The sequence below is a fragment of the Peptoniphilus grossensis ph5 genome, from assembly GCF_000311825.1.
In the GTDB taxonomy this organism is placed as follows: Bacteria; Bacillota; Clostridia; order Tissierellales; family Peptoniphilaceae; genus Peptoniphilus_A; species Peptoniphilus_A hominis.
On sequence record NZ_HE978572.1, the window covers coordinates 1 to 7,004 of the forward strand.

The 7,004-nt window shown below is 31.1% G+C and carries 6 protein-coding genes; 5 read left to right on the forward strand and 1 reads right to left on the reverse strand.

Features of this window, described 5'->3' with window-relative positions; all coding sequences use genetic code 11:
* Window positions 1-160 precede the first annotated feature (160 nt).
* The 5 genes from istA to HGPG_RS09900 all read left to right on the forward strand — a co-directional run bounded on the left by istA (window position 161) and on the right by HGPG_RS09900 (window position 5,152).
* On the forward strand, window positions 161-1,630 hold the full coding sequence (gene istA, locus HGPG_RS09880) for an IS21 family transposase (RefSeq protein ID WP_147629760.1): 1,470 nt from the start codon (window positions 161-163) through the stop codon (window positions 1,628-1,630).
* Window positions 1,631-1,632: 2 nt separating this feature from the next.
* On the forward strand, window positions 1,633-2,376 hold the full coding sequence (gene istB / locus HGPG_RS09885; RefSeq protein WP_019125925.1) for an IS21-like element helper ATPase IstB: 744 nt from the start codon (window positions 1,633-1,635) through the stop codon (window positions 2,374-2,376).
* Between the two features lie 195 nt (window positions 2,377-2,571).
* A complete protein-coding gene (locus HGPG_RS09890) occupies window positions 2,572-3,345 on the forward strand; it encodes a reverse transcriptase domain-containing protein (RefSeq protein WP_342626036.1) in 774 nt (257 codons plus the stop codon).
* A gap of 229 nt (window positions 3,346-3,574) precedes the next feature.
* Window positions 3,575-4,564 (forward strand): DUF3137 domain-containing protein, encoded by a 990-nt coding sequence (locus tag HGPG_RS09895; RefSeq protein WP_051010661.1) that lies wholly within the window; start codon window positions 3,575-3,577, stop codon window positions 4,562-4,564.
* 9 nt (window positions 4,565-4,573) lie between these two features.
* The gene (locus HGPG_RS09900; protein WP_002834746.1) at window positions 4,574-5,152 is read left to right on the forward strand and encodes a LemA family protein; all 579 of its coding nucleotides are present in this window, start codon (window positions 4,574-4,576) and stop codon (window positions 5,150-5,152) included.
* A 388-nt stretch (window positions 5,153-5,540) separates the two neighbouring features.
* Here the strand turns inward: HGPG_RS09900 and HGPG_RS09905 are convergent, their stop codons facing one another.
* Window positions 5,541-6,764: an IS110 family RNA-guided transposase gene (locus HGPG_RS09905; protein WP_019125928.1), complete on the reverse strand. Its 1,224-nt coding sequence runs from the start codon at window positions 6,762-6,764 to the stop codon at window positions 5,541-5,543.
* Between the last annotated feature and the right edge of the window lie 240 nt (window positions 6,765-7,004).

Here is a 7,004-nt window from a genome sequence, read left to right on the forward strand (position 1 = left end):
ACAAAAACCTGCTAACAAAAGTCAAGTAAAATAGCAAATTAATTTTACTGTAAATGATAAACTAAAAGTGGTCCAATAATCGATTGATTCTAGTCGAAAAATGGTCCACTTGTTTTAGTTTATCCTCCGTATGTAAAATATAGGTACGGAGGTGTGTGAGGTGATTAATTTAATGGACAAGCATGCAATAATAAGACTTAAAAACCAAGGATATTCAAATAGAGAGGTTGCGAAGATTCTTAAGATTAATAGAAAAACAGTAGGGAAATATTGGAATGAATACAAGGACAATGTTGAAAAATTAGATGATCCTAACTTAGATAGGTCCTTGATCCAAGAAAAAATAGCAAAGGCTCCTTCCTATGATTCTTCTAACAGGAAGAAAGTTAAGTATACAAAAGAAGTAGATGACTATCTTGATGAAATCTTAGCTATGGAAAAAAGGAAAGATGAGCTCTTAAAAAACCATAAGCAGCAATTAAGTGTAGTACAGATTCATAAGATGATTAAAGATAAGGGCTTTGACATTTCTTATCCTTCCATAGCAGTCTATGTTAGAAAGAAGAGAAATATTAACAAAGAGTGCTTCATTAAACAAGAATATGATTTTGCTGATAGGTTAGAATATGACTTTGGGGAAGTTAAACTTGTAATAGCTGGTAAGGTTTGTAAATTCTATCTAGCTGTATTAAGCTCTCCAGCATCTAACTTCAGATGGGCCTACCTATACAAGAGTCAGAATCAAGAAGTATTCTTTGATTCTCAAGTTAGATTTTTTGATATGATAGGTGGTATGTATAGAGAAGTGGTCTATGATAATATGAAAAATGTAGTTCACAAATTTGTAGGTAGAAATGAAAAAGAGCTTAATCCTAAATTAATAGAATTTGCAAACTACTATGGTTTTTCTATTAATGTAACTAATTGTTTTTCTGGTAATGAAAAAGGACATGTTGAAGGTAGTGTTAGAATAGTTAGAAAGAACGCTTTTGCTGAAAAATATGAGTTTGATTCTTACGAGGATGCTTGCAAATATCTTGAAAGTTCTTTAATAGATTTAAACAAAGCTTCTTTGATTGAAGAAGAAAAGGGAAAACTTTTAAATCTTAGACCTAGATATGAACTAGCAAGTATTTCAGAACATAAGGTAGATAAGTATTCTTTAATACAAGTCGATAGGAACAAGTATTCCGTACCTGACTATATGGTTGGTAGAAGTGTTTTGGTAAGAAAGTATGCAAGGGAAGTTAAAATATATGTTAATGATAAGTTACTAGCAAATCATAAAGGAAAAGATGGCCCTAATGAATATAGCATAAATATAAGCCATTATCTAGACTCATTAGCAAGAAAACCAGGTGCTATTCGTAATTCTTTAGCCTTAAAAAGTCATCCTGATTTGAAAGCCATCTTTGATAAATACTTTACCTCTAACCCAAAGAAATTCATAAGTCTAATAGAGGATAATAAAGATAAAGATATGGATCAACTACTTGGCTTGTTAAAATCTTATGCTAACTCAAAAGATGAACTAGATATAATAGACATAGTAAAAGTAGATAATGATATTGAAATTAAGGCAAGGAAAATAGTAGCTTCATATGATTCTTTATGTATAGGTGGTAAATAGATATGGACATTAAAGAAGCTTGTAGAATACTTAAACTATCATATCTTAGACAAGAGCATGTTGAATTGATAAATGAAGCTAATAATCTTAATTTATCTCTAGAAGATTTCCTAAATCTTTTTCTTGAAAGGGAGGTAGAAAGAAGGAAGAATAATGGAATATCAAGAAGAATTAGGAATGCTAAATTTATCAATAAGAAGTTTTTGGAGGACTTTGATAAGAGTAAATATAACCTAGAGTTAAATAAGAAGTTTGAATACTTAGAAACTTTAAAATTTGTAGATAACAAAGAAAATATTATTCTAATAGGGACACCTGGATGCGGTAAAACTCATTATGCAACTGCCTTAGGTATTAAGGCATGTATTGTGGGAAAGAATGTACTGTTTACCTCAGTTCCTAACCTTGTAATAGAATTACAGGAGGCTATGAGTAAAAATCAAATTACTAACTACAAGAAAAAATTTGAAAAATATGATTTAGTGATATTAGATGAGTTAGGTTATGTTTCATTTGATAAGATAGGTTGTGAGATTCTTTTTAACCTCTTATCATCTAGAAACGATAAGGGTTCAATAATTTTAACAACGAATTTAAACTTTGAAAGATGGGAGGAGGTTTTTAAAGATCCTATGCTTACTGGGGCCATAGTTGATAGACTAGCTCATAGGGCTCATATTATGGATATGTCCAGGGAAAAAAGTTATAGGATGGAAGATACAATAGAGTGGTCAAAAAATATATGAAAAATATGTAAAATGCCTTTCCCCTAGGGGAAAGGATATGTGGTTAATTTTTTTACTATATGTGGACCATTTTTCGCTTGACATTTACACCTAGAATATTTAAATGATGGATTCGAATGGGTAGTAGACATAGACCTAGAAAAATTCTTTGACAAAGTGCCACAAGATAAACTAATGAGCATAGTCCATTAGCATATCAAAGCACCAGACACAGAATCACTAATCAGAAAATATCTAAAAGCGGGAATAATGAACAAAGGCGTATACGAAAAAAGTGAAATAGGAACCCCACAAGGAGGAAATCTATCACCACTACTAAGCAACATTATGCTAGACAAACTAGACAAAGAACTAGAAGCAAGAAGACTTAGATATACTAGATACGCAGACGATTGTCTAATATTTGTAGGAAGTAAAGCAGCAGCAACAAGAGTAATGCACTCAGTAACAAGATTCATAGAAAATAAACTTGGACTAAAAGTAAACGCAGAAAAAAGTAAAATAACAAGACCAAGTAAAATCAAATATCTAGGATTTGGCTACTGGAAAGACAACAAAACAAATCAATGGAAAGCACGAGTCCACGAAACATCATTTAAAAGATTTAAAGACAAAATAAAGAAGCTAACCACAAGAAAATGGTCAGTTCCTTTTGACTACAGAATTAAAAAGCTAAATGAAGTGATAAGAGGATGGATAAATTATTTTAGGATTGCGGATATGAAAAGCAAACTAAAAAGATTTAGTGAACAGTTAAGGACAAGACTAAGAATAATCTGTTGGAAAATGTGGAAAGTACCAAAGAAAAGACAATGGGCGTTAATGAAAATGGGAGTAGGAAAAGTCCTAGCAAGATTAACGTCATATTGTGGAAATAGGTATTACTTTGTAGCAACAAAAACATGCTTAGTGAGAGCAATCACAAAGGAAAGACTAACCAAAACAGGATTAGTAGACCCATACGATTAATACATAAGCAGGTCATGTGTAAATTAAGTTGAACCGCCGTATGCCGAACGGCACGTACGGTGGTGTGAGAGGGCTATTTATTTAGCCCTACTCGATTTATGCACACAATAAATACATGTAAAATATTTGTAAAAATATCGAAAATTCGTATAAATAGCTTATTTTTCGCGAATAATCGGGTATAAATATACGGGTATAATTATAAATGAAAGAAGTGCAATTAAAGTGATTGAAAGGAAAAGAAGTGAGGAAAAAATACAGGGATAAATTTACCAATCCTGAAATCGTAAAACGAATTGAACAAATAGAAAATTCTCCACAAATGCAATCAAAACTACTTTTAGTAAAAAATGGAATGAAGAACAACATTATTAATCCATTTGTATTAGTTATAGGTGCCATATTCGGATTTATTGCATTAAGCGCGATGCGCGCGATGCTAGATATTTATTCGCTTCTTGTAATGGCTGCTATAGTGTATTTTTGGGAAAATTATTCAAAACAACGAAGAAAACAACGAAGAAATGATCTTGCAAAATCCTACATTGATAATTTCCTATTACCAGTGTTTAATGAAATCTTGCCTGATACAACAATTGATTATTCTAAGAAAATTGATGTGAATGTAATGAAAAGGTTGGTTCCTGATTCTCAGTATTATTTTGGAAACTGCCACATAGTATTTGGTGATGATTACAAAACAGAGTTTTCTAATATGCAAGCATACACAGAAACTGAAGATAGTGAAGGACACACACGACAAACTATTGATTTTTGTGGACAGGTTTTGATGGCGAAATTTGACACTAAAATAAATGGACACATAAGAGTAGTTCCCGTAAAAAAAGGTAAAGTACTTGGGTTTAGAAATCATGGAAGCTACGGAAAGAAAACCAAAATAGAAAAAGAAATTGAGACGGAATCCATTGAATTTAACAACTCATACGCAATATATTCAACAGATGATTTCTACACAAGACTAATTTTAGATCCTAAAATTATAGAGTTATTGAACGATTGGAAAGAAAAAATGAGAGTGTGCTTATACATGAATGAACAATACATCTCCGTATCATTTGAATCAAATGCATTTTTATTTGCTTTACCACAAACGAAAAAACAAGTTGATGAATTGTCGCTTTCAACAGAATACGAAAAAGTTAGAGAAAAATTATCTGGATTTTACTCTCTAATAGATATAATAGGTGAAAAATTATAAGGAGAAATTATGGACAGATTTTTAAATTCGGAATTCGCAGCAATTGGAATAATTGCATTAATCATTTTAATAGTATTAATTTGGTGGGTAAAAACATCGAATAGATTTAACCGATACAAAGTCGTAATAGACGAATCCAAGAAAAACGTGGACATTGCACTAGCTAAAAGATACGACACAATTTGTGAAATGATAAAAGTAGCCAAATCATACGCAAAACATGAAGCCTCAACTTTTTCAGATGTAATTCAACTTCGACAAAATGCAAATATCAAAGAATTCAACGCCACAATACAAAACCAAGACAAAGAAATCAGCAAAATATTTGCACTTGCTGAAAGCTACCCGGACCTTAAATCATCACAAGAATTCATCAATTTACAAGATGAAATCAGCGACGAAAATGAACAATTAGCAGCTGCGAAAAGAATCGTCAATAACAATATCAGCATAATAAATCAAGAAATCGTGTCGTTTCCTAAATCAGTTGTCGCAAAATCTAAAGGATTGAAAGAAATGGAATTTCTTAAAGAACAAAACATAGACAGCAAAAGATCGATAAATGAATTCGACTACGACGTTAAATAATTAGAATAAGTAAAAATATAGGGGATAACTTCTGGGATTGTAATAATCTTGGAAGTTTTTTGTTGAAAACTGTAAAAAGAATAGACAAAAAAGATGTAAGAAAAAACATTGCAAAAATATATATAAGGAATATAATGTAGTTAAACAAAAGATTTTTGTAATTATAAATTTACGAAAGTCAATAAAAAACGGGTCTATAATAAATCGTGTTGGTGGAAGTAAATGATACTTCTGTCATCACGATTTTTTTGTAAAAAAACCTGCTAACAAAAGTCAAGGAGAAAGGCTAATTATTTTTCCTTTTCTCCTTGTTGTTTAGAGTTTAAATTTAAGCACAACAAATAAGCCGGCTACGATCGGCTTATTTTTTACTACTATCTTCTTAATTCTAGGCTACTTTTAACAACATCTTTTTTTGTTTTGATGCCATGACTTTTGCATAGTACGTTCTTAAGAATTTATTTAATCCTGCAAATTTACATACTTTTTTAGCTTTTCCATCGTTTTCTTTTTTTACCATATACAGGTATATATCATTTTCAGGATCTTTGGCACTCATCATACATTTCATAGCTTGATAACCTACTTTTCTTAGTATTGCATTGCCTCTTTTTGTTATTTTTCTCTGGTCTGCTTTAAAGTTGCCTGACTCATATGGCGGTGAATCTATGCCTACGAAGGATATTAAACTTTTTTTGTTTTTAAATTTTGATAAGTCTCCAAATTCTGCTGTAATTTGCACTGCTAATTTATCTGATATTCCTGAGAATTTTTTTGCTTCTTGATATTCTTCTAGGGGCTCGGCAATTTCTATCATTTGTGATAAAATAGTATGTAGAATTTGATTTATATGTTTTATCAATTCTATTCCTTCTTGTATGCTAGTCTTTATATATGAGCTACTAGAAGGTTGAGTTGAGATACTTTCCTCTGCGAGCTTGTATATGGATTTAGCTTTATTAGCATTAGGATGGTATCTCTTTTCTTTTGCCCAGTTTTTAAAGTCTTCTATGAATTTTTCTTCTGGTTTTTCTAATACTAAGTTTTTATGCCACCATATTTCTAAGAAATCTAATAGTTTGTCTTTTGAAAAATCACTTGATCCATGTGGAATTAATTTCTTTATTCCTGGAAATGTTTGGTTTATTGTTTGGTCTATGAAGTTCATTTGATTGATTCTTAAGTCCATGTAGTGCTGGTAGGATCTGTTTAATTCTTTTAATGTTCTGAAATTTTCTGTATCTACTTTGTATTCTTGTAATTCTTTCCAGTACATCAAGCCATATTCTGCTATTTGTATGGCATCTATATTATCATTTTTTGCTTTTCTAAAGTTGAGTACTCGACAAAACTGTTTCATTTTTAAAGGATTTACCACAGTTACAAAGTATCCTTTGTCTTTTAATTCATAGAGGATTGGAAGGTGGTATTTACCCGTTGCTTCCATGATTATCTTGACTTCTTCGTTTAATGATTCTAGTTTATTTAAAAATTCTTCTACTTTCGTTTTGTTAAGATGAACATCAAAAGGCTTCCAAATGATTTTGCTACCTTGTTCTAGTGCACAGACTGTAAACTTTTCTTTTGCTATATCTATTCCTATAGATATCATTTTATTACCCTCTTTCTTTTAATTTGTAGTTTCTACCTGCACCATTACACTCATTTTAGCTCGTGACACGGACGTTTTGCCCAACCTGCTTAACCGAATATGAATAATGAAGAGATAGTTGACAGTTTTTGTGTCGGATGTTTAACCCTAAAGACCCCTCGTCATACTACGTCTTCATTATACAAAAATAGTGCAAGATAGAAATAATTTTCTTTCTTACACTATTTATGGTACTAAAAA